1 protein-coding gene is annotated in these 218 nt (G+C 45.9%); it reads right to left on the reverse strand.

All coding sequences use genetic code 11. From position 1 onward, the window contains the following. Nucleotides 1–218, reverse strand: a 218-nt coding sequence (locus M3206_RS18945) for a transposase (RefSeq protein ID WP_251314052.1), incomplete at both ends; no start/stop codon positions are given.

Raw genomic sequence — 218 nt, forward strand, 5'->3', positions numbered from 1 at the left:
AGCATCGCGTGCGCGGAAACTTTTTTGAGCCCTCTGAGCTTCGTCCATCGCATACCATGCTTTTCTTTTGCATCAGCGAAAACCCGTTCAATCGTTTCTTTGCGCTGTGCATATATTTTTTTATTTTCCTCCGTATGACGAAGGTGATCGGCTTCCTCCAAGTAATCTTCCCAGATGTGCCGGTGAATCATCTTGATGTGCTGTTTACTCTGCGTACA

It is taken from the genome of Fictibacillus phosphorivorans, from assembly GCF_023715845.1.
In the GTDB taxonomy this organism is placed as follows: Bacteria; Bacillota; Bacilli; order Bacillales; family Fictibacillaceae; genus Fictibacillus; species Fictibacillus phosphorivorans_D.